The organism is Hyphomicrobium album (assembly GCF_009708035.1).
Classification (GTDB): Bacteria; Pseudomonadota; Alphaproteobacteria; order Rhizobiales; family Hyphomicrobiaceae; genus Hyphomicrobium_A; species Hyphomicrobium_A album.
In genome coordinates, this window is sequence record NZ_WMBQ01000002.1 from 163,666 (window position 1) to 184,907 (window position 21,242).

Annotated in this window: 18 protein-coding genes; 10 read left to right on the forward strand and 8 right to left on the reverse strand. The window is 65.9% G+C overall.

Going from position 1 to position 21,242, the window contains the following annotated elements:
- The first annotated feature begins 128 nt into the window (after positions 1–128).
- Positions 129–1,187, forward strand: coding sequence for an AI-2E family transporter (locus GIW81_RS12870; protein ID WP_154739788.1), 1,059 nt, complete (start codon positions 129–131; stop codon positions 1,185–1,187).
- 1 nt (position 1,188) lies between these two features.
- Here the strand turns inward: GIW81_RS12870 and GIW81_RS12875 are convergent, their stop codons facing one another.
- From GIW81_RS12875 to GIW81_RS12885, 3 genes are all read right to left on the reverse strand, one after another.
- Positions 1,189–1,542, reverse strand: a complete 354-nt coding sequence (locus tag GIW81_RS12875; RefSeq protein WP_154739789.1) for a hypothetical protein — start codon at positions 1,540–1,542, stop codon at positions 1,189–1,191.
- A gap of 31 nt (positions 1,543–1,573) precedes the next feature.
- Positions 1,574–3,568: a protein meaA gene (locus tag GIW81_RS12880; protein WP_154739790.1), complete on the reverse strand. Its 1,995-nt coding sequence runs from the start codon at positions 3,566–3,568 to the stop codon at positions 1,574–1,576.
- Positions 3,569–3,669: 101 nt separating this feature from the next.
- Positions 3,670–4,050 (reverse strand): hypothetical protein, encoded by a 381-nt coding sequence (locus tag GIW81_RS12885; RefSeq protein WP_154739791.1) that lies wholly within the window; start codon positions 4,048–4,050, stop codon positions 3,670–3,672.
- A gap of 238 nt (positions 4,051–4,288) precedes the next feature.
- On the opposite strand from GIW81_RS12885, the gene ccrA reads away from it, so the two are divergent.
- Positions 4,289–5,605 (forward strand): crotonyl-CoA carboxylase/reductase, encoded by a 1,317-nt coding sequence (ccrA, locus tag GIW81_RS12890; RefSeq protein WP_154739792.1) that lies wholly within the window; start codon positions 4,289–4,291, stop codon positions 5,603–5,605.
- Positions 5,606–5,677: 72 nt separating this feature from the next.
- On the opposite strand, the gene GIW81_RS12895 is transcribed toward ccrA, so the two are convergent.
- Entirely contained in the window at positions 5,678–6,556 is an 879-nt protein-coding gene (locus GIW81_RS12895; protein WP_154739793.1) for a YihY/virulence factor BrkB family protein, read from the reverse strand.
- A 159-nt stretch (positions 6,557–6,715) separates the two neighbouring features.
- On the opposite strand from GIW81_RS12895, the gene GIW81_RS12900 reads away from it, so the two are divergent.
- Positions 6,716–7,261, forward strand: coding sequence for a hypothetical protein (locus GIW81_RS12900; protein ID WP_154739794.1), 546 nt, complete (start codon positions 6,716–6,718; stop codon positions 7,259–7,261).
- 103 nt (positions 7,262–7,364) lie between these two features.
- Positions 7,365–9,050 (forward strand): acyl-CoA dehydrogenase family protein, encoded by a 1,686-nt coding sequence (locus GIW81_RS12905; protein ID WP_195930555.1) that lies wholly within the window; start codon positions 7,365–7,367, stop codon positions 9,048–9,050.
- Positions 9,051–9,082: 32 nt separating this feature from the next.
- On the opposite strand, the gene GIW81_RS12910 is transcribed toward GIW81_RS12905, so the two are convergent.
- Together GIW81_RS12910 and GIW81_RS12915 are read right to left on the reverse strand one after the other, a co-directional pair.
- The gene (locus GIW81_RS12910; protein ID WP_154739796.1) at positions 9,083–9,844 is read right to left on the reverse strand and encodes an anti-sigma factor family protein; all 762 of its coding nucleotides are present in this window, start codon (positions 9,842–9,844) and stop codon (positions 9,083–9,085) included.
- Entirely contained in the window at positions 9,834–10,361 is a 528-nt protein-coding gene (locus GIW81_RS12915) for a sigma-70 family RNA polymerase sigma factor (RefSeq protein ID WP_154739797.1), read from the reverse strand. The genes GIW81_RS12910 and GIW81_RS12915 overlap by 11 nt, the downstream gene beginning before the upstream one ends.
- A gap of 266 nt (positions 10,362–10,627) precedes the next feature.
- Between GIW81_RS12915 and GIW81_RS12920 the strand changes: the two genes are divergently transcribed.
- The 3 genes from GIW81_RS12920 to GIW81_RS12930 all read left to right on the forward strand — a co-directional run bounded on the left by GIW81_RS12920 (position 10,628) and on the right by GIW81_RS12930 (position 14,864).
- The gene (locus GIW81_RS12920; protein ID WP_195930557.1) at positions 10,628–11,122 is read left to right on the forward strand and encodes a cupredoxin domain-containing protein; all 495 of its coding nucleotides are present in this window, start codon (positions 10,628–10,630) and stop codon (positions 11,120–11,122) included.
- A 321-nt stretch (positions 11,123–11,443) separates the two neighbouring features.
- Complete coding sequence (locus tag GIW81_RS12925) at positions 11,444–12,883, forward strand: HlyD family secretion protein (protein WP_195930558.1); 1,440 nt, start codon at positions 11,444–11,446, stop codon at positions 12,881–12,883.
- A gap of 10 nt (positions 12,884–12,893) precedes the next feature.
- Complete coding sequence (locus GIW81_RS12930; protein ID WP_154739800.1) at positions 12,894–14,864, forward strand: glycosyltransferase; 1,971 nt, start codon at positions 12,894–12,896, stop codon at positions 14,862–14,864.
- Here GIW81_RS12930 and GIW81_RS12935 read toward each other — a convergent pair.
- Positions 14,861–15,709, reverse strand: coding sequence for a carotenoid biosynthesis protein (locus GIW81_RS12935; RefSeq protein ID WP_154739801.1), 849 nt, complete (start codon positions 15,707–15,709; stop codon positions 14,861–14,863). The two genes, GIW81_RS12930 and GIW81_RS12935, sit on opposite strands and share 4 nt — an antisense overlap.
- Before the next feature lie 140 nt (positions 15,710–15,849).
- On the opposite strand from GIW81_RS12935, the gene GIW81_RS12940 reads away from it, so the two are divergent.
- Together GIW81_RS12940 and GIW81_RS12945 are read left to right on the forward strand one after the other, a co-directional pair.
- Positions 15,850–17,547 carry an FAD-dependent oxidoreductase gene (locus tag GIW81_RS12940; RefSeq protein WP_154739802.1) on the forward strand — a complete coding sequence of 566 codons (1,698 nt, stop codon included), beginning with the start codon at positions 15,850–15,852 and terminating at the stop codon, positions 17,545–17,547.
- A gap of 11 nt (positions 17,548–17,558) precedes the next feature.
- On the forward strand, positions 17,559–18,527 hold the full coding sequence (locus GIW81_RS12945) for a cobalamin-binding protein (protein ID WP_154739803.1): 969 nt from the start codon (positions 17,559–17,561) through the stop codon (positions 18,525–18,527).
- Positions 18,528–18,811: 284 nt separating this feature from the next.
- Here GIW81_RS12945 and GIW81_RS12950 read toward each other — a convergent pair whose 3' ends face one another.
- Positions 18,812–19,183, reverse strand: coding sequence for a cyclic nucleotide-binding domain-containing protein (locus GIW81_RS12950; protein ID WP_154739804.1), 372 nt, complete (start codon positions 19,181–19,183; stop codon positions 18,812–18,814).
- Between the two features lie 208 nt (positions 19,184–19,391).
- Here GIW81_RS12950 and GIW81_RS12955 point away from each other — a divergent pair, with 208 nt between their 5' ends.
- Positions 19,392–21,242, forward strand: coding sequence for a hypothetical protein (locus GIW81_RS12955; protein WP_195930559.1), 1,851 nt, complete (start codon positions 19,392–19,394; stop codon positions 21,240–21,242).

Genomic DNA, 21,242 nt, shown 5'->3' on the forward strand with positions numbered 1-21,242 from the left:
GGACGCTGCCGGACGACCGGAATCGCGGCCAGCTGAACGACCCCAACTGAAAATGCTCAGGGCGGTGGGAACCCACGTGCCACAGCCGCCGTTGCCGGGATGCCCGCCGTCCGCAGAGGGACCCCAGCATGGCCGCCGCTTCCGCCCCAACTTCATCCGCGCTCTCCGAGGCCCAGTTCATACGGCGCGTGTTCATCGTCGTCGGCATCCTCGCCCTCGTCGCGGCGCTGTACCTGCTCTCCGACCTGCTGCTCCTGGTCTTCGGCGCGGTGCTGGTTGCGGTGACCTTGCGCGCCATCGCGGCCCCGATCGCGCGCGAGACGTCGCTCGGCCAGCGCTTCTCGCTGCTCGCTGCGGGACTGGGCGTGGTCGCGCTGCTGGGCGGCATCGCCTACTGGTTCGGCGCGCAGATCAGCGATCAGCTCGTTGCTCTGTTCGACAAGCTGCCCGCCGCCGCCGAGGCGGCTTCGCAGCGCGTGCCGTTCCTGGCGATGCCGGTGTCGGATCTCGTGAAGGGCTCCTCCATCGGAGGCCTGCTGGCGGGCGCCTTCACGTGGGGCAAGGCGGTCGCCGGCTCGGTCGCAACGGTGGTGCTCATGGTGATCGCCGGCATCTACATCGCCATCAATCCCGGCATCTACCGGCGCGGGTTCGTGATGCTGTTTCCCAAGCGCGTGCAGCCGCAGGTGTCCGACACGCTGACCCAGGCCGGCGCGGCGCTGCGCCTGTGGCTCGGCGCGCAGCTTCTCGCCATGATCATGGTCGGCGTGATGATCGGTGGCGGACTCGCGTTGATCGGTGTGCCGTCGGCGCTGGGTTTGGGCTTCGTCGCGGGCGTGCTCGAGTTTATCCCCTATCTCGGGCCGATACTGAGCGCCGTACCGGCGCTGCTCATCGCCTCGACGCAGAGCTGGGAGATGGTCGGGTGGACGCTGCTCTTGTTCATCGTCGTGCAGCAGGTGGAGAACAACATCATCCTGCCGCTGGTCACCGGCCGCGCGGTCGATCTGCCGCCGGCCGTCGGCCTGCTCGCCGTCGTCGCCATCGGCATCCTGTTCGGGCCGCTCGGGCTGTTGCTCGCCTACCCGCTCGCCATCGTCATCGACGTGGCCGTGCGCCGGCTCTACGTGCGCGAGATGCTGGGCGAGAAGGTTGCCATCGCCGGCGAAAAGTCAAAAGGCGCTTAGGCTACTTCCAGGAGTAGGTGATGCGGCCGGTGTGGTGGCGGTGCTCGGTGATCTCGATGTGATCGCCGACGTGCGGATCGGTCGTCTTCATCGCCATGACGTTGATGCGGCGGCCGCCGTTATCGAGCGCCACCTCGACCGACAGCCCTTCCTCGATCAGGCGCGTGTTCTTGATGTTGAGCGGGCCGACGTTGGTCACCGTCGCCGGCACGCGCACGTTCTCGACGCGCGCGTCGTAGTCCTCGTAGACGAAATAGGCGCCGATCAGGACCAGCGCCGCGGCGCCGATGCCGATTTTCTTGAAGCGCTCGCGCCACAGGGCGCGCTCGAGCTTGCGCCGGGTTTCTTCACGCATCGTCATTTCTTCCTTGTTGGTTTGCCCCGTCTTAGGCGGCCATCGCCTGGCTGCCGACGAGACGCACGATGTCGCTCATGATGTCGTTGAGTTGGAAGTTCTTCGGCGTGTACACGGCGGCGACGCCGAATGCTTTCAGCTTCACCTCGTCCTCCGGCGGAATGATGCCGCCGACGACGACGGGCACGTCCGTGAGGCCCTCCTTGCGCAGACGCTCCATGACTTCCTGCACGAGCGGCACGTGGCTGCCAGAAAGGATGGAAAGCCCGATGACGTGGGTGCTCTCGTCCACGGCGGCGCGCACGATCTGCGCCGGCGTCAGGCGGATGCCCTCGTAGACGACGTCCATGCCGACGTCGCGGGCGCGCACGGCGATCTGCTCGGCGCCGTTCGAATGACCGTCGAGGCCCGGTTTGCCGACGAGGAACTTCACGCGGCGGCCGAGCTTGGCGGAGAGCTCGTCGACGGCGGCGCGCACGCTGTCGAGCGCGGCGCTGTCACGCGCGACGGCGGACTGGGCAACGCCGGTCGGGGCGCGATACTCGCCGAACACGCGGCGTAGCGTGCCGCCCCACTCGCCGGTCGTCACGCCGACGCGCGCGGCGACAATCGACGGCTCCATGATGTTGCGGCCTTCCTTGGCAGCACGCTCCAGATCGGCGAGCGCGGCACTCACTGCCTTATTGTCGCGTTCAGCACGCCAGGCTTTAAGGCGCTCGACCTGCAGCGCTTCCATTGCCGGGTCGACCACCATGATGGCGCCTTCACCGGCGGTGAGCGGCGAGGGCTCGGTCTCGGTCCACTTGTTGACACCGACGACGGTAAGGTCGCCGCTCTCGATACCGGACAGGCGCCCCGTGTTGCTTTCGACCAGACGCCGTTTCATGTAGTCGATTGCAGCGACGGCGCCGCCCATCGCATCGATGGTCGCGAGCTCGGCCTTCGCCTGCTCCTTCAGCTCTTCGACCTTGCGCGCGATTACGGTCGAGCCGTCGAAGATGTCGCCGTATTCGAGCAGGTCGGTCTCGTAGGCGAGGATCTGCTGCATGCGTAGCGACCACTGCTGGTCCCACGGACGCGGGAGGCCGAGCGCCTCGTTCCAGGCCGGGAGCTGCACGGCGCGGGCGCGCGCCTTCTTCGACAGCGTTACGGCCAGCATCTCGATCAGGATGCGGTAGACGTTGTTCTCAGGCTGCGGCTCGGTGAGGCCGAGGCTGTTCACCTGCACGCCGTAGCGGAACATCCGGTCCTTCGGATTGGTAACGCCGTAGCGCTCGCGCGTGATCTCGTCCCACAGCTCGTTGAACGCCCGCATCTTGCAGATCTCGGTGATGAACCGCAGGCCCGCATTGACGAAGAACGACACACGCCCGACGACCTGGCCGAACTGGTCGGCCGGCACCTCGCCCGAGGCCTTCACCGTGTCGAGCACGGCGATGGCCGTTGCCAGCGCATACGCCAGCTCCTGCACCGGCGTCGCCCCCGCCTCCTGTAGATGATAGGAGCAGACGTTCGTCGGGTTCCACTTAGGAACCTCTTTGTAGGAGAAGACGATCGTGTCCTTGATGAGCCGCAGCGACGGCTCTGGGGGGAACACGTAGGTCCCGCGCGACAGGTATTCCTTGATGATGTCGTTCTGGATGGTGCCGGTGAGCTTGTCGCGCGAGGCGCCCTGCTCGTCGGCGAAGGCGACGTAGAGCGACAACAACCACGCGGCCGTGGCGTTGATCGTCATCGACGTGTTCATCTGGTCGAGCGGGATGCCGTCGAGCAGGGTGCGCATGTCACCCAGGTGGGACACGGGCACGCCGACCTTGCCGACCTCGCCCTTGGCTAGCTCGTTGTCGCTGTCGTAGCCGGTCTGAGTCGGCAGATCGAAGGCGATCGAAAGGCCCGTCTGACCCTTGGCGAGGTTCTTCCGGTAGAGCTCGTTCGACTTGGCGGCCGTCGAGTGGCCGGCGTAGGTGCGAAATAACCACGGGCGGTCGGGCGTCCGACTTCCGGCCCCGCTCTTGCCTTCGGGCATGCATCAACCTCGGTTGGGTTCGGCTGTTGCCGTAAAGTACCCATAACCGCCAGTGCAATGCAAAATGATCTTTGCCGCAACGCCCGTGCGTCGGCAGACGCCTAGATGCGGCGCAGCTCGCGGCGGTAGGGCAGGTCGCGATCGGCCATGTCGCGCTTGAACTGGTGTCGCTCGAGACGGAAGAACGCCATGATCGCCGCGATGCGCATGAACAGCAGCAGCGCGAGCAGGGCCATGACGATGCCCGCCGTGCAGGCGATGACGACGTTGGTCTCGCGGTCGGGGGTGGGATAGAACCCGGTCAGCTCGAAAACGTAGTTCGTCACGAGCGCCCCGAGGGTGAATCCGGGGACGAAGACCAGCGCCAGGACCGTCCGCGACAGGACGTGCAGGGTGAGCACCCCGGCCCATCCGGAAAGCATGGCCACGACAACCAGGGTGTAGGTGTCGACGGTGACGGCTCTGTTCAGAAAATCAAGCATGTGCAGTTTATCCAGGACTGCTCTGCCGGCCTGCCGCCCACAAAGAACTCAAGTCGAACCGGCGTTTTAGGCGCCCGGGGCTTAATGCTCCGTTGACACGATCGCATAGCGGCGCCAGAGCCTCTTCATTGCAGCGCGGAAACGTGCTTGAAACGGCTCCAGGCACGTGCGGCTGTGGGGCCGCGATCAAATGCGCCGCCGACCAGCGGGTCCGGCGGATTCATCACGGGAGCCAAGAATGACGAGCCAAAGCGCCGCCAGGACGGAAATCGCCATGGGCGCGCCGGCAAGCGGCGAGAAGAAGGATCTCTACGAAATTGGGGAGATTCCGCCGCTCGGGTACGTTCCCAAGAACATGTATGCCTGGGCCATCCGTAAGGAGCGCCACGGCGACCCGGACACGGCCATGCAGATGGAGGTCCTCCCCACCTGGGAGCTCGACAGCCATGACGTGCTCGTGCTCGTCATGGCCGCCGGCGTTAACTACAACGGCATTTGGGCTTCGCTAGGCAAGCCGATCTCGCCGCTGGACGGCCACAAGAACCCCTACCACATCGCCGGCTCGGATGCCTCGGGCATCGTCTGGGCGGTCGGCTCCAAGGTGAAGCGCTGGAAGGTCGGCGACGAGGTCGTCATCCATTGCAACCAGGACGACGGCGACGACGAGGAGTGTAACGGCGGCGACCCGATGTTCTCCCCGAGCCAGCGCATCTGGGGCTACGAAACCCCGGACGGCTCGTTCGCCCAGTTCTGCCGCGTGCAGGACCGCCAGCTTCTCGAGCGCCCGCGCCACCTCACCTGGGAGGAGAGCGCCTGCTACACGCTCGTCCTCGCCACGGCCTACCGAATGCTGTTCGGCCATCGTCCGCACGTGCTGCGCCCCGGCCATAACGTGCTCGTCTGGGGCGCCTCGGGCGGCCTCGGCTCCATGGCCGTGCAGCTCTGCGCCACCTCCGGCGCCAACGCCATCGGCGTCGTCTCCGAGGAGGATAAACGCGACTTCGTCATGCAGCTGGGCGCGCGCGGCGTGATCAACCGCAAGAACTTCGATTGCTGGGGCGAGCTACCGAAGGTCGGCACGCCCGAGTACGACGCCTGGTTCAAGAGCGCGCGCAAGTTCGGCGCCGCGATCTGGGAGACCACCGGCAAGGGCAACAACGTCGATTCCGTGTTCGAGCATCCCGGCCAGTCGACGTTCCCGGTGTCGGTGTTCATCGTCAAGCGCGGCGGCATGGTGGTCATCTGCGCCGGCACCACCGGCTACAACCTGACCATGGATGCCCGCTATCTCTGGATGCACCAGAAGCGCGTGCAGGGCTCGCACTTCGCCAACCTGTTGCAGGCGGCGCAGGCCAACAAGCTCGTCGTCGAGCGGCGCATCGATCCGTGCATGTCGGAAGTCTTCCCGTGGGAGCAGATCCCCAAGGCCCACATGCGCATGTTCCGCAACGAGCATAAGCCGGGCAACATGGCGGTGCTCGTCTCCGCTCCGACGACCGGCCTCAGAACCTACGAAGACGTGATCGAGGCCAGCCAGCGCCTGCGCGGCGGCTAGACTGTTTGGAGTTCGGCAGCCGAAGGCTCGATACAGGGCCTTCGGCGCACTTTTTCTGATGAAGACTTGCCGCTAGCGCCCGCGCACGGGCGATAAGGCGGCGACCGCGTCGAGCCCCGTGCCGCTCATGCGCTTGAACTCGAAGATGCCGCGGTTGAGCTCGGCCCCGAGAATGACGATCACCGCCGTCATCTGGAAGAAGATCATCGCTACCATCAGCTGCGACAGGCCCGCATAGAAGCGCGAGTAGTCGCTGAGGTTGAGGTAGTACGAGTAGAGGCTCGCGGCGAGCAGCCACAGCACCGTCGACAGCAGCACGCCCGGCCAGACGTCCTTGATGCGCCGCTTCCCCGCTGCCAGCCACAGGTGGAAGGCGAGCAGCTGCGTGGAGATGACCGCTGCCGCCGACGCGTAGCGCAGGATCGCGCCGAGCCACGTCGAGCGCATCAGCGTGAACGACTGGGTGAGCGATGGATCGAAGCGCGCCGCGAGCGCGGGGCCTACCACCACGACCCACGTCAGCACCAGCATCGAAACCGCACTGGCGAAGACGAACACCATGCTGCGGCCGAGACAGTAGAAGTACGGCCGCTTCTCGACGACTCGGTAGGCGCCGTTGAGTGCCGTGCGCAGGGTCTCGATCGCATTGGTGGCGAAGAACAGCGACAGCCCCGCGCTGACCGTCAGCAGGTCGATGCGGGTGCGTCCCATGATCGCCTCGACCTGCGGGGCGAGCGCCCCGGCGACGCTGGGCGGCAGGATCTGGAACAGCTGCTCGACGGCCTGGGCGGCCAGTTCGCGGCCGCCGAAAATGCCGGCGAGCGCGCCGAGAAAGATGCAGAAGGGAAAGAGCGAGACGACGAACGAGAAGGCCACCGCGCCGGCCATGGCGAAGCCGCTGTGCTCATAGAGGCGATAGATCGCCTCGAGCAAGGTGCGGTAGCGCTGCATTCTACTCTCCCGGAACTCTGGTGGGGCGGAACCTAGCGGCGCGCCCGGGGTAGGTCTATGCCGCGATTGCCGCGCGGTCCCGAATTGCGTAGGCGGCCAGCGTGGACGCGGCGCGTCCTATTCCATAAAGTGGAGCCGAAACCGGGAAAGCGGGCCGACGTGGCAACCAGGAGCGATGATCGGGCGGGTGAAAGCCGGGTTGCGGGCTACGAGCCGACGCGGCCGTCGAAGCTGCGCGCCGACGCGCCCCCGCCCCTCCCGCCCCCGGCCGAGCGCCATTCCGACGGCTTCGGCACGGCCGATGAGGATGGCCTGCGCATGCTGGCGGCGCTGGAAACCCTCAGCAGTCTCGAGCCCGACTACTCCGACGACCTCGCCGCCGAGGCGTCCGTGACGATCATCGAGTCCTTTGGCGACGACGTGGTCGCCGAGGCGCTGACGTCTGACATGCCCAATCGGCCGCTGCGGGCGTTGCTGCACGAGGACAAGGGCCCCGAGCTGCTGCTCAACGGCTATGAGACGTTCTTGGGGCCCGGCGACGAGGCGACCGTCGAGATCGTCGAAATCGGCGCGGCCTTCGCCGAGGACACCGCCGGAACCGAGCAGCCGGCGATCCAATCTACCTCGCTTGCCGAGCGCATCGCCGCGGTGGCCGGCCGGGGCGCCACCGGCAGCCGCTTCTTCAAGGCCTTGTCCGGCGGTTGAACGGCCCTGCGGCACTGATTGCCTTGACGACCGGGCCAGTTATTCTGCAACGCAACTCTTACAGCGGCGCCGACGCGGCGCCACTCATGCGATTCCCAGGAGGATGACGATGTCGACTGCGGTGAAGACGGCCGAGCACGATTTCCTCGCGGCCGGCCCCGATGCGCTGCTCGAGCGCGCCGGACGCGCGGTCGCTTCCGCCGACAAGGTGCTGCAGGCGGCGAAGTCCGGCGTGCGCGCCAAGGTCGCCGAAGCCGGCGGCATCGACAACGCCCAGCACGCGGCGCATGGGCTCGCCTGGCTCGCTACCGCGGTCGAGGGGCTGCGGCAAATGCACGTTTGGGGCACGCGGCTGTCTAGCGAAGGCCGCTTCGGCGAGTTCGAGCAGCTGCTCGTCGCCGCCGCCTTCGCCGAATATCTCGCCCAGATCTCCGGCGGCATTCCGATGGGCCAGCTGGAAATCGTCCGTCCCGAGCAGCTCGGCGTATCGCGCGCCGACGTGCGCCGCTTCGAGGACGAGGTCGCCGACATGATCGCCGCGGGCGGCACGCAGGACGTCAAGAAGCGGCTCGCCGATTTCATTGCCGCGCAGCCCAACGCCGTCAGCTTCGGCGATCCGGGGCTCGACGACACGCACGCGGCCATCCTCGACCAGATGCACACCTTCTCGGTAGAGGAGGTCATTCCCCACGCTCACGAATGGCACCTCGCCAACGCCTACATTCCGCTCGAGGTGATCCAGAAGGTGGCGGAGCTCGGCGTGTTCGGCCTGACGCTGCCGGAAGAGTTCGGCGGCATGGGGCTCGGCAAGGAGAGCATGTGTATCGTCTCCGAGGAGCTGTCGCGCGGCTACATCGGCGTCGGCTCGCTCGGCACCCGCTCGGAGATTGCCGGCGAACTAATCCTCAACAATGGCACCGACGAGCAGAAGGCGAAGTACCTGCCAAAGCTCGCCTCGGGCGAGCTGCTTCCAACCGCAGTTTTCACTGAACCCAACACCGGCTCGGACCTAGCCTCGCTGAAGACGCGCGCGGTGAAGGAGGGCGACACCTACAAGGTCACCGGCCAGAAGACGTGGATCACGCATCCGGTGCGCGCCGACCTGATGACGCTGCTCGTGCGCACCAACCCCGCCGAGGCTGGTTACAAGGGTCTCTCCATGCTGCTCGCGGAAAAGCCACGCGGCTCGGATGAGAACCCGTTCCCGGCGCAGGGGATGACCGGCGGCGAGATCGAGGTGCTCGGCTACCGCGGCATGAAGGAATACGACATCTCCTTCGACGGCTTCGAGGTTCCGGCCGCCCAGCTACTTGGGGGCACCGAGGGCCAGGGCTTCAAGCAGCTGATGAACACCTTCGAGGCGGCCCGCATCCAGACGGCGGCGCGCGCCGTCGGCGTCGCCCAGGCGGCGATGGATCTCGGCCTCAAGTACGCGCTGGAGCGCAACCAATTCGGCAAGCCGATCTACGCGTTCCCGCGCGTCTACAACAAGATCGTCATGATGGCGGTGGAGACGATGATCGCCCGCCAGCTCACCTACTTCGCGGCGCGCGAGAAAGACCAGGGGCACCGCTGCGACCTGGAAGCCGGCATGGCGAAGCTGCTCGGCGCGCGCGTCGCCTGGGCCAACGCCGACAACGCCCTGCAGATCCACGGCGGCAACGGCTTCGCGCTCGAGTATCCGATCAGCCGCGTGCTGTGCGACTCGCGCATCCTGAACATCTTCGAGGGTGCGGCCGAGATCCAGGCGCAGGTGATCGCGCGAAGGCTATTGGAGGGAGCTAACTAGGATGCCTGCCTGCGGCGGACCCGAGCCTGCGATCATTCTTTCGACTTGCGGCGCAGCAGAGCCGCGAAGTGCCCGAGTTCTGATCCGTTAAGGTCGGAGATTGCCTGATAGGAGAGGCCGCCAGAGACCCATTGGATTACGTTGTATCCATTGTGGACACTGCGCCTTGTGGCGTTGACCCATGTCTCGTCGGCCGGCGCTTCGAACACGGTGATCTTGTGATTGCGTCGCGTATACTCGAGCGCGGCCTGATAGCGGCCATCCACGTAATCGACTCGGGCGCCGAGCAGTGGAAATCCGTCCTGCTCAAGATTCACGACCTCAGGTGAGAAATCGAGCTTTCCGGCGAACCAAGGGCGGACCGTGTGTTGGTCGCCCGATGTCAGGGCGAGGCGCCGTTCATCCAGCAACGAGCGAACGTGTGCGGCGACGACTTCGCGGGTCGCGGAGCCGTGCCGCAGATAGTCACTCGTCGCTACGTAGACGATTAAGCCGCCTCCGATAATCATGGCGGCGTGGCTCGCCACGAGGGCACTCAGGGTGCGCCAGCGCCAGCCCCGGGCGAAACCTGCGTCTCGATGCCGTAGAGTCCTGATGATGCGGGCGCGCAATTCTGCAGGTGTCACGAAACGCCCGGCTTTTGCGATTACGGGGCGCAAGACCTCCAGGTCCCTCAGGGCGCGGGCGCAGCCGGAGCACCCCTGAACATGCTCGACCACCGCGGCACGGGTTTCCGGCACGAGTTCATTGTCGTGAAGTGCTTCGAGCAGTTCGCGGACTTCTTCACACTTCATTCTTGTGTTCTCCGCGATCCGCCTCGATCAAGAGCGATCGCATTAGCGAGCGGGCACGCGCGAGTCTCGACATGACCGTACCGATCGGGACCCCGACGACGTCGGCGATCTCCTTGTAGGTGAGCTCTTCAAACTCTCGCAGCACCAGAACTTCGCGAAAGCTAGTCGGCAACCGGCCAAGCGCGCGATGCACCTCGTTCCGCTCTGCCCTGGCTATGCTCGCAGTCTCGGGGTCAGCGGCTGCCTTAGCGGAAGAACTCTCCGCGACGGCCTGCTCGACCTGGCCCAAAACATCCTCGATCATCACCACATTGGCGGATTGCCGGCTGCGCCTGAGACGCATGAGGCAGACATTGCGTACGATGGTCAGCAACCAGGCTTTCTCACCCCTACCTTGATAGGTGTCGAAATGCTCGAGGGCGCGGACATAGGCGTCTTGCACGGCGTCCTCGGCCTCGTGGGGGTGGCGAAGCATCCAACGGGCGAGTCCATAGGCTGAATCGAGGTGAGGTAGCATTAGCTCCTCGAATCGAGCGTGCCGGTTCTCCTCCCCAAATGCAGGCAACTCATCCACTCCGTGCGCGAGCAGCCCTTCCAAATCCGACGCAGACGTCGAACCGCGATCTCGTCCTGACAATAGGACTCTGCTCGGACCTATTTTATTCCCGTGTCCTGTTTACCGGGAATAATCCGCGGTTCGCCGGCATCTCTGTTTGCGCAGACCACGTGAATGCGCCGGTCCGCGCAGCCACCTGCCGTCATCGATGGACACGGGAGACAGTCATGCAAGGTACGAGAGCGTTTTTTGCCAGCCTACTCGCCGCCAGCCTGGTCGGATGGCCGTTGATAGCACCCGTTCAGGCTGAAGAGATGCGGGAATTCTACATCAAGACCGTACACGTGGATGGCAAGACATCCACCCACGGCGATGCCGACCACAAGCCAGAGGCCTTCCCCGAGGCCGCTCTGCCCGAAGGCCGAGGTCTTGTGCTGAAGAGGCCCGACGAGGAGGGGAAATGGAGTGTGCGAGCGTTCGCCTTCGAGCCCTCGCAGATCGTTATCAACGCCGGCGAGCCTGTCCGGCTGCACTTTATCGGCATACACGGCATGTCGCATTCAATTCATCTGGAAGGCGGAGGCGTCGACGAGCGGTTCACGTTGACGCGGGGGCGGATGCATACCGTCGAACTCACCCCCAAGACGCCCGGTGTCATCGAAATCGAATGCTATGACCACCAGCCATCCATGCGCGGTGAGATCGTCGTCTTGTCGCGATGATGGGCGAAAATGTGGGTGATGCGACGGCGAAGTCGAGGTCGACGACAGCGTCCATGGCGATGGCCTGCAGGTAAAAATCCCGTCGGCTCTACTTTGGGAGCAGGTGGGGCTCGGCTGAGACGCCGAGCTCCAGTGTTTGCGGGGCTCCTGCGAAGACTTCTTCAGTCAATTTTAAGCGAACTCGCCACTCGTTAGATCGATCAGTGGACTGTTTTAACCCCTGATTGGCTAACTGGTCTTTTCATGTGGCGAGCCGGATGCCCGGAGCGAACAGTCGCGTCGGACGGACCGTTGCTCGCACGAGAGTGCGCGAGTATCCGAATGTCCGTTCATCCGACACCGAACCCGACGACGGAGGACGCCGACGCCGTCCATGCCGAGAGTCAAGCTCCCGAGCATGGCGCGGTTGCGCGCCTGAAGCGGCTCGACGAAGAGCTGCGCGACCGGCTGCGCCATCCCGACGAAAGACCTCACGAGTATCCGCTCAAAGAGCCGCACGCACCGCCGCCGCCGGTCGCCCCGCCGCGCGAGCCCGGGTTCTTCGACAGGTTCAAGGGCCGGCAGGGTGTTAAATCGCTCATCGCTATCGCGGTCGCGCTGGCGCTCGGCTGGTTTCCCCTGCAGCGGTTGCTGGCAACGACCAGCGCCGAGGCGACGGTCAACGCCCGCCTCATCAACCTGCGCGCTCCCATCGACGGCAACGTCTCGCTCGTCGCGCCGACGCTCGCCGTCGGCACCGAGGTCGAGCCCAACGAGGCGCTGCTCTACATCGCCAACACTCGCGCCGACCGCGGCCGCCTCGACGACCTGCGCCGCACGATCAACGGTTTGACTACAGACATGCACGCGGCGGAGAAGCGCGTCGCGCAGCTCAAGGGCATCGAGGCGAACCTGGTGGCGCAGCGCAACGCTTTCCAAGAAGGCCGCATCCTCCAGCTCGAGGCGCGCGCCAACGAGCTCAAGGTGCAGATCACCTCGGCCGAAGCGACGCACGAAGATGCTCATCAGGCCATGGAGCGGTCGAAGAAGCTGCGCGCGACGGGTTCGCAGACGATCGCCACGCTGCTGCACGCCGAACGCGATTTCAAAACTTCCGGGCTGGCCATCCAGGCCGCCAAGATCCGCCTCGAAGGCAACAAGATCGAACTCGATGCGGCGAAGAAGGGCCTGTTCGTCGGCGACAGCTACAACGACCTGCCGCGCTCGGCGCAGCGCCTCGACGAGGTTCGCCAGCAGCTTCTCGACGGCAGCGCCCGCGTCGAGGAGAACAAGGGACGCATCGCCTACCTCGAGAACGAGCTAGCCGCCGAGAAGCAGCAGCTCGCCGTGCACTCGCATGCCGACATCAAGGCCACGGTGCGCGGTCGCATCTGGGAGGTCTTGACGGCCAACGGCGAGGAAGTGCGCGTCGGGCAGAGCCTGCTGCGCGTCCTCGACTGCGCCGGCGCGGTGGTGACGGCCACGGTTAGCGAGAGCGTGTACAACAAGCTGTTCATCGGCCAGCCGACACACTTCCGCCTGCGCGGCGAAAGCACCGAGTATGCCGGCACCGTCGTCGGCCTCACGGGTCTCGCCGCAGCTGGCTCCAACTTGGCCATCGAGCAGACGGCGCTGACGCGCGAACCCTACCATGTGACGATTGCCGTGCCCGGGCTCGCCGAGCGGCGCGAATGCAACGTCGGGCGCACGGGGCAGGTCACTTTCGATACATCGACGGCCGCGTCGCCGGAAACGGTCAAGACCGCCGACGCACTGAACTAGGGCGACCGCAATGTACGTTGCCTCGGGTATCAGCTACTGGGATGCCATCGCACCCGGCCTCGTCATGGGGCTCCTCGCGATCGGCATTCTGCCGTGGCTCGACCGTAACAATACGCTCGCGCGCACCATTGCCATCGGCGTCTGCCTATTTCTCGGCTGGCGCTATATGCTGTGGCGCATCACCGACACGCTGCCGCCGCTCTCCGAACCCGTCGACTTCGCGATAGGCGCGGTCTTCACGTTCGTCGAGATGCTGTCGATGCTGGGTACGACCGTGGCGCTGTTCTTCCTGACGCGCACCAAGGATCGGACACCCGAAGCGGACGCCGACGTCAAATGGCTCAAGGCGCTCCCCGCGCAGCCGCTCGTCGATGTGCTGGTCTGCACCTATAACGAGGAAGAGGCGATCCTGGAGCGCACCATCATCGGCGCGCTCGGCATCAACTATCCGCGCTACCGCCTGTGGGTCTGCGACGACGGCAAGCGCCCGTGGTTGAAGGCGATGTGCGAGCGGCACAGCTGCGGCTACATCACCCGGCCCGACAACCGCCATGCCAAGGCCGGCAACATCAACAACGCGCTGAAGCATCTGGCGGCCCTGACCGAGCAGCCCGAGTTCGTCTCCATCCTCGATGCCGATTTCGTTGCCAAGTCCGAGTTCCTGACGCGAACCGTGGCGCTGATGCGCGAGCCCGACGTCGGCGTCGTGCAGACACCGCAGCACTTCTTCAATCCCGACCCGATCCAGATCAACCTCAACTTGGTGCGCGTCTGGCCGGACGAGCAGCGCTTCTTCTTCGACGTGGTGATGCCGGCGAAGGACGCCTGGGGCGGCGCCTTCTGCTGCGGCACGTCATCCGTGCTGCGCTATGCCCCGCTCATGCGTATCGGCGGCTTCCCGACGGATTCGGTGACGGAAGACTATCTCGCGTCGCTGCGTTTGAAGGAGATCGGCTACCGCACGATCTATCTCAACGAGGCGCTGTCGCTCGGCCTCGCGCCGGAAGGGCTGAAGGAATACGTGTCGCAGCGGGCACGGTGGGCGCTCGGCTTCATGCAGATCTGCCGCGGCCCGAACGGGCCGCTGTCGGACCAGGTGGCGATGTCGCTGCTCGATCGCGTCATGCTCAGCGAGACGTTCCTGCACTGGTCGGCGACGCACATCTTTCGTCTCATGGCGCTCGTCGTGCCGCCGCTCTACCTGCTCTTCAATATTCAGGCGGTGTACGCCGGGGTACCCGACGCGATCTCGCATCTCTTGCCGTTCTTCGTCGTCCAGGTGGCGATGATTACCTGGCTGACGCGCGGCCGCGTGCTGCCCCTCATGGCCGATCTCAGCCAGCTGCTCGGGGCCACCGACATCGCGCGCTCGGTGTTCATCGGCCTCTTCCGGCCGCAGGGCCACAAGTTCGACGTTACGGCGAAGGGCGGCGACCGTACCAAGGGCTTCATACAATGGCGGATGCTGCGCATCTTCATCGCCTACCTGGCATTCAACGTGGCCGGCATCCTCTGGGCGTTCGTGCTCGACGACTCTCGCTCGCTCGCCGACGCCAGCATCATCGCCTACATCTGGACTTGGTATAACATCGTCATCCTGACGATGGCCTGCTTCGTTTGCGTCGAAGCCTCGCAGGCGCGCCGCGGCGACCGGTTCCACGCGAGCGGCATGGCGACCATCACCATCGGCGGCGCGAACCAAAGCAGGCCAATCGACAACATCTCGGTGAGCGGCATGCGTCTGCGCGGGGCGGCGCCGGGTCCGGTCGGCACGGAAGTCCGCGTCCAGTTCGACGCCATCGACGTCATGGCGACGATCATGCGTGCCGATCCAGCCAGCTTCGCCGTGCAGTTCGCGCCGTCACAGGAAATGCACGCGAGCCTGGTGCGCCACGTCTACGGCGGCAACTATGGCGGTACCCTTCCCGACATCAGCGCGGGCAAGGTCGCGGGCGCCATTGTTGAGCGGGTGTTCCGCTAGATCCGGCTGAGCGTTTCGTCCGGCTCGCGCGCGACCTTCAGCGTCGCCAGCACGACTATGAACATCATGGCCAGCAGCGCGACGAGCGCCGACGTCTCATAGACGTCGCCGCTGCGCCAAGTCATGCCCGTGGCGTCGGTCACCTGCTCGCTGCCTTTTACGAGATAGCTCGCGACGAAGTCGAGGGCGACGACGGCGTACATGGCGATCGCCTGCAGATAGTAGCCCTTCGGCTGCGGCGCGGTCTCTTCGGGGCCGTACCTGCGTAGGTAGATCGCGAAGATCAGCATGAAAGCGAAGACCGTGAGGTACCAGCCGAGGAAGTTCTGCAGCGGCACACCGAAGTAACCGCCCCCCTGGTGCCAGATCCACCACTGGGCGAGCGTCGAGGCCATGGGGTCCATGGCAAAGTCCCACATCACCATGATGAAGGCGCCGATGACCGGCGTGGCGAGGACCTGCCAGCCGTCGGAGCGGCGGCTCACGTCGCCGATGAGGACGCCGGCCAGCACCCACGACAGGTATCCTACCCCGAGGTAGGCGGGGCCGATCATCAGCGGCACGTAGCCGAGCTTCGGGCCTAGGGCGTCCGTGTAATGGTAGGGACCGAACGGAAAGCCGGTGGCGACGCCTAGGTTCTCGAGGAGATTGCTGACCACGAGGCAAATGACGGCAAAGGCGATGATGCCGCGGGTCCCGTAGCGCAGGGCGCCGTGCACGAAGGCGAACGACAGGAGTATCGTAAGGTGCAGGACCGTGAGCGGAACGGTACGGTAGAACTCGCCGATCAGGCTCTCGATGGCGAGGAGCAGGACGAGCAGCCAGAGGAGATTGCGTGCCTGCATGTATTGGCTCGCTGAAAGGCGCGTGAAACGGGGCTGAACGCCGAATCAACCAATACCCGTGCGAACATAGCACGCGGCTGGGTCCTGGGCCGATCGGACCCCATGTGTTGTTGTCAGTCACAGCGGATCTGAGGCGAGAAATGGCGAACCAGACGATTATCGAGACGCGCCGGCATCAGATGTTTCCGGTGCTCGCACCCGAGGAGATCGAGCGCGTCCGCCGTTTCGGTGAGATTCGCAAGTTCGCCTCCGGCGAAGCGCTGGCCCGCGTCGGCGACATGTCGCCGGGGCTGATGATCGTCCTGTCCGGGCACGTCGACGTTTTTCAGCAGCAGGCCGGTCACCGATCGTTGATCGTCACGCACGGTCCGGGCGGCTTCATGGGCGAGCTCGCCCAGCTCGGCGGCCGCCCGGCGCTGGTCGACGCGATCGCGAGCGAGCCCGGCGAGGCGATCGTCATTCCAACGGTGCAGTTGCGCGCCCTGCTCGTCGGCGAGGCGGAGCTGGGCGAGAGCATCATGCGGGCGCTCATCCTGCGGCGCATGGGGCTGATCGAGTCGGGCGGCGGCGGGCCGGTGATCGTCGGCGGCGTGGGCGATGGCAATGTGTTGCGCCTGGAGGGCTTCCTGCGCCGCAATGGCCATCCCTATCACCGCCTCGACCCCGAGGCCGATTCTTGCGGCAAGGTGCTAGTCGAGCGGTTCCAGGTCGCGCCGAGCGAACTGCCCATCGTCGTCTGTCCCAACGGGCAGGTTCTGCGCAATCCGACCGAGGCGGATCTCGCCCGCTGCCTCGGCCTCATTTCGACGCTCGACCCCGACCACCTCTACGATGTCGCCATCATCGGCGGCGGTCCCGCCGGCTTGGCGACGGCCGTCTACGCCGCTTCCGAGGGCCTTTCGGTCGCCGTCCTCGACTGCCGTGCGTTCGGCGGCCAGGCGGGCGCCTCGGCGCGCATCGAAAACTACTTGGGCTTCCCGACCGGCATCTCAGGCATGGCCCTGATGGGACGCGCCTACAATCAGGCGCTGAAGTTCGGCGCCGACATCGTCATCCCCTGCGAGGCGAAACATCTCGAATGTCAGGGTTGGGGATACGTCCTGCATCTCGAAGGCGACCAGCGCATCAGGGCGCGCACGGTCGTGCTCGCCTGCGGGGCACGCTACCGGCGCCTCGAGGTCGACAACCTGCACGAGTTCGAGATGACGAGCGTGCACTTCTGGGCGTCGCCGCTCGAAGGCAACTTGTGCGCCAACCAGGAGGTGGCGCTGGTCGGTGCCGGCAATTCCGCCGGGCAGGCGACGGTCTATCTTGCCAGCCGGGCGAAGAAGGTATGGCTGCTCGCCCGCGGCGGCAGCATCGAGGCGACGATGTCGCGCTATCTCGTCGACCGCATCAGCAATCTGCCTAACGTCGAGGTTCTGACCAACGCCGAGGTGACAGGGCTCGAAGGCAAGGACGGCCGGCTCGAGGCGATCCGCTGGCGGCATCAGGGGCGCGAGCAACACTGCGCCATCCAGCACCTGTTCCTGTTCATCGGCGCCGACCCGAACACCGCCTGGCTGCGGGACTCGGGCGTGAAGCTCGATGGTAAAGGCTTCGTGCTCACCGGCAGCGACTTGTCCGGCTCCAACGGCAAGCCTCTGGAAACCAGCCGTCATGGAATCTTCGCCATCGGCGACGTACGCGCGGGCTCGGTGAAGCGCGTCGCCGCCTCGGTGGGTGAAGGTGCGCAGGTCGTCGCCGCGCTGCATACCTTCCTCGCCGATGCGCTCGCCGCGGCGTCCGATGAGCTCCCGGCGGTCGCGGCAGCGCTTGCATCCGGCGGCTCACGGTGAGATCACGGCCCATGGGAAAAGATCAGAAGCACCCGCGCGTCGTCTCGCTCATTGCCAGCTCCACCGAGATCCTGCACGCGCTGGGCGCCGGCGATCTACAGGTCGCCCGCTCGCACGAGTGCGACTGGCCGCCGTCGGTCAAGAGCCTGCCGGCGATCACGCGGCCGAAATTCGACGTGCACGGCTCGAGCGGCGAGATCGACAAGCGCGTCCGATCGCTCGTCGAGAAGGGGCTCTCGGTCTACGAGGTCGACGCCGATGCGCTCGAGGCTTTAAAGCCCGACGTCATCCTGACCCAGGACCAGTGCCAGGTGTGCGCCGTGTCGCTCGCCGACGTCGAGCGCGCCGTGTGCCAGACCGTGCACGGCGACCCGCACATTGTCTCGCTGCACCCGCATTCGCTCACCGACATCTACGCCGACATCGGCAAGGTGGCGGACGCCATCGGCCGGCCGGCCGCCGGCGCCAAGCTCATCGCCTCGATGCAGGATCGCCTCGCGGCGATCCGCGACAAGGTCGCGGCGCTGCCGAAGAAGCGCTTGGTCTTCATCGAATGGGTCGATCCGCCGATGTCGGGTGGCCACTGGATGCCGGAGCTGATCGACATTGCCGGCGGCGTCAGCCCCTTCGGCGTGACGGGTGAGTCCTCGCCGTGGATCACCTGGAAGGAAGTCGCCGCCGCTGATCCCGACGTGGTCGTGGTCTCGCCGTGCGGATATGACATCGAGACGACGGAGCGCGAGGTGCGACCGCTCGCCCGCTACGCGATCTGGCAACAGCTGCGCGCGGTGCGGAACCACCAGGTATTCCTCGCCGACGGCAACGCCTACTTCAACCGGCCGGGCCCGCGCCTCGTCGAAAGCGCCGAGATCCTTGCCGAGATCATGCACCCGGAGGCCTGCGACTTCGGCATGCGCGGCCAGGGCTACGTCGACTACAAGATGATCCCCGCCGGTATCATCACCAAAACCGCCAGCTAAACCGCGGCCACCACTGTCATCCTCGGGCGACAGCGCAGAGCTGCCTTCGGTCCGACGACGCGGTCGCTCTCTCCCCACCAACGTCATTCCCGCGTCATGGCGCAGCCATGCTCCGCATGGACGGCGGGAACCCAGTTCACTTCAAAGCTAGGGGACGTTGGCGATACCGCGCCTCGCCTCGAACCCCACCGCACGTCGCGTCGGCCGAAACGTGTCTAGGTTCCCGCCTTCGCGGGAATGACGGAGAAGGATGGGCGTCGTCGCCGCATTTAGGAGTGGGGGCGCTAAAGGCTTTCGTTCATGCGGCGCAGGCGGCGCGACAGCCGCCGCAGGAGGTCGAGAGCGAAGGCCGGGTTGCGCTCGACCAGGTAGTTAAAAGCGCGCTCGTCGATGACCGCCACCTCGGTCGGCTCCCGGGCGATAGCGGTGGCGCCGCGCGGCGAGCCGTCGATCAGCGTCAGCTCGCCGAATGTCTCGCCTGGCCCCACCGTCTCGAGCACGGCCCCCGCCGACACGATCGAGACGGCACCCGAGCGCACCGCGTACATGGCGTTGCCCTCGTCGCCGTCGACAAAAATACGCTCGCCCTCGGCGAACTGCTGCAGCGGATAGCCCGCCCGCACTAATCCTTCGAAATCAAATCCTTCGCCTGCCATGCTTCACCTCGGAGGGACGCGCTGCAGTGCGAAAAGAGTATGCCCCGCGGAAAGTCCCGACAACTACCTCGTGTTCGCTGCGTTATGCGTGGCGCCGCCGATACGCTCAGCCGCTCGTGGCACGCCGAGCCCCGGCAAACGGCGCGACAAGCCGCCGATTTTCCTATATCGGCCTATACAAGGTGGATGACTTGGACGGGGGACTGACATGGCCGTGACGCAGGATGGGCGCTCGCTCTGGGGCCGCGCGACCGATTATCTGCTGGGCCGTAACACGCTGATCGGCATCGCCTCGATCATGCTGCTGCTCATCGCCGGCTTCGCCACCTGGCACGGCATGCGCGACTTCATCATCGGCGTATCGACCTCGCCGACGGGCAACTCGCAGGAGCTGCCGGGCGGCTTGTCGTTCTCCAACGATTTCCTCGTCATCATCGTCGTCTTCGCGCTCACCTTCTTGATGTGGCTGATGCTGCGCGAGTCCTTCGCGCAGGGGCGCCGGTGGACCGAGCGCCTGGTCACCTTCCCGCTCTATGTATTCCTCGCCATCTGGTCTATCGGCTTCGGCTACGGCTTCTGGTGGAGCCTCATCGCCGGCGAGGAGGCGACCCGCACCGGGCTTTCCGGGCTGCAGCAGGACGCGGGCGACGCGGCGAGTGCCGTCGCGGCCCGGCTCGACGCGGTCAAGGTCGGCCTTGACGGCGTCGTCACCTGGTCGGATACGCAGATGGCGCGCGAGGAAACCAGTGGCGGCTCGTGCGGCACCTCCTCGGGAGCCGGTCGCGGCCCCCTCTATGCCGCCCGCGTCGGTGTGCGCGACCAAGTCACGTCGCTGCGCGATGGCGTGCAGAATTCGTGGATCGCGCCGGTGCAGGCCGACATCGCCTCGCTGCAACAGAGCGTCGCCCAGCTGCAAGGCTCCACCGTCGCCGAGCGGCAGCAGAGCTTCAACGCGATGGCGACCAACATCCGCTCGCGCGCCCGCGACATCGCCGCCCGGTCCAATGAGCTCGGCAAGTCGACGGCGACCGAGATGCGCGCCATCGCCGCCGCCGTGTCCGTGGCGCCGGGACAAAGCGGCTTCTCCTGCTACGACCCGACCCTGGCGCAACGCCTGACGCAGGCGGCGGTGCAGGCGGATCAGCCGGCGACGCTCAACTTGCGCGAGGCGGCGTTCAACGAGGGTCCGGCCGGCGTCGCCAACGCCATCAAGCGCCTGTGGGAGAACATCGGCGCCTACCTGTCGAGCCTCATCGGCTGGCTCGCCGGAGCGACGCCCGACGGCTCAACCAAGACCGGCGAGCCGATCACCGGCCGCGATATGATCGCGCTGCTTGCCACCATCGGCATCGACCTCGGCCTGCTGGCGCTGGCGATCCTCAATCCGCCGCCGCCGGAGAGCAAGCGGCCGTCGTCGGCGGTGGTCCGCCAGATCCGCGCGGCGATCAATACGGCTGTCCAGCGGGCGCCGGGGGCCAACATCGAATGGGTGCGCCGCCACTTCATCTATCACCGCGGCGGGTCCTATCTCGTCATTCCCAATCTCTACAGTTGTGACCCGAAGAACGAGGACGAATGCGCCAAGGGACTGGCCATGAACCAGCTCGCCGGTGTGCTCGACGACATGGATCTGGTGCGCTGGCCGCATCGCCCGCGCTGGTGGAGCTTCCGCAAAGGCGAGCTCGACAAGCTCAAGGCCGAGGAGAGTGCTGCGAGCGATACCGACCTGAGCGACATCCGCAAGAAATGGCTCAAGGACCATCCGAAGCCCGACGACCAGAAGACCCCGCAGGACGAACTATTCGAGAAGGCGCAGCCGATCCGCAACCACGGCCTGTTCTCCAAGGCGGAAAGCGCGCTCACGATTGCCGGCTGGAGCGAGCGGGCGCGGCGCGATATCGAGATCTTCCCGCTGGAAGACATCGAGGGCCTGACGCCGATCCTCATGGTGCTCGCCGACGACGGCAGCCTGGAAAAGGCGGAGGCCCAGGAGGCCGCCGCCAAGAGCAGGAAGGGCTGGTGGCCCTTCGGTCGCGGAGGCGAGGCGAAGACCGCTTAG